The organism is Thalassospira mesophila (genome assembly GCF_002115755.1).
Lineage (GTDB): Bacteria > Pseudomonadota > Alphaproteobacteria > Rhodospirillales > Thalassospiraceae > Thalassospira > Thalassospira mesophila.
The window spans coordinates 1-1670 of record NZ_JFKA01000033.1; the positions used below are offsets into that span (position 1 = coordinate 1).

Consider the following 1670-nt stretch of genomic DNA (forward strand, 5'->3'; position numbering starts at 1 on the left):
GCCGAAGATGGAAGTAGGCCTTCCGAAGTCGGCTTGCAGGAGCGGACTTCAAACCACCCGGTGCTGCTGCATCCAAAAGGTGTGGTGGTGAGCGACCGAGGAAAAGTCATCCCTGAGGATGGCAGGTGAGTATGGAGAAGATGAGCGAAAGCAAACCGTCCGATGACGCATCGTTATGCCCAAGGTGCTGCCGAAACTGAGGTGGAGTACTGGCTTCAGGACAAGTCGGGGCGTTACCTGCTTACGGACCCGATGGCAGCCGGTGTATAGGCGGCATGATCTTCATACAGGCTTTGGTACGGAACGTGAGAACCTTGTTCCAGATGCGAAGGAAAATGACAAATGGCCAACACCATGAGGAAGAATACCGATGCTGGAACGAGGGGCGGAGCCTCCCGTAGTAGCGATGAAGCCTCTGTAATGGAGGTGGAGCGAAGGGGCGGCGTTATCCGGCCGACGAGCGTTGCCAACCTCCGGGGATGAGTGGCGTGAGCTCGGCGAAACCTTATGACATAGCGAAACGCACGGTATGGGACGCCTACCAGCAGGTCAGGGCCAACCGCGGTGCTGCCGGCATCGACGATGAAACCATCGCCGATTTCGAGCGGGATCTGTCTAAGAATCTCTACAAGCTGTGGAATCGGATGTCGTCGGGGTCGTACTTCCCGCCTCCGGTCAAGCAAGTAGAAATTCCCAAGGCATCGGGAGGCACGCGCAAGCTGGGAGTGCCCACGGTTGGTGATCGTGTCGCGCAAACCGTGGTCAAGCTTCTCATCGAGCCGGAGCTGGACTCGATCTTCCACTCGGACTCCTATGGGTACCGGCCGGGACGATCAGCGAAGCAGGCGGTGGCGATCACGCGTGAGCGCTGCTGGCGATACGACTGGGTGGTGGAGTTTGATATCAAGGCAGCCTTCGATCAGATCAATCATGGGTTGCTGATGAAGGCGGTGCGCCTGCACATCAAGGAGGACTGGATACTTCTGTACATCGAGCGGTGGCTGGTTGCGCCGTTCGAAACGGATCACGGTATGCGCGTCCGACGCGAACGCGGCACCCCGCAAGGTGGAGTGATCAGTCCCCTCCTGATGAATCTGTTCATGCACTATGCCTTCGACACCTGGATGCAACGTACCAGCCCCAACTGCCCGTTTGCCCGCTACGCCGATGATGCGGTGGTGCACTGCCGCAGTCGAAAGCAAGCGGAGTACGTGATGCGCTCCATTGCTTCACGGCTGGCTGCCTGTGGCTTGACGATGCACCCCGAGAAATCGAAGGTCGTGTACTGCAAGGACAGTAACCGTCGCGCAGGTTATCCGCATGTGAGCTTTACCTTCCTCGGCTTCACCTTTAGGCCGAGGAAGGCGCTCAGCAAACAAGACCAGCTCTTCACGAGCTTCCTTCCGGGAGCGAGTGCGGATGCCTTAAAGCGGATGCGGCAAGCGGTACGCAGGTGGCGACTCAATCGCCAAACCCACGTGACGCTGGTCGACGTGGCTCGGCTCTACAATCCAGTGATACAGGGGTGGTCGCAATACTATGGCTCGTTCTATCGGACAGCCATGCTTGGCATCTTCCAGCACATTGACCGCGCGCTTGAACGCTGGGCCCGACGAAAATACAAGGCTCTTCATAGGCGCAAGCGGCGCATTAGCCAATGGCTGGACAAG

1 protein-coding gene is annotated in these 1670 nt (G+C 58.2%); it reads left to right on the top strand.

Annotated features, from left to right (window positions below):
- Nucleotides 1–488: 488 nt before the first annotated feature.
- The coding region (gene ltrA, locus TMES_RS21845; protein WP_211275993.1) for a group II intron reverse transcriptase/maturase at nucleotides 489–1670 on the top strand (1182 nt) is incomplete at its 3' end.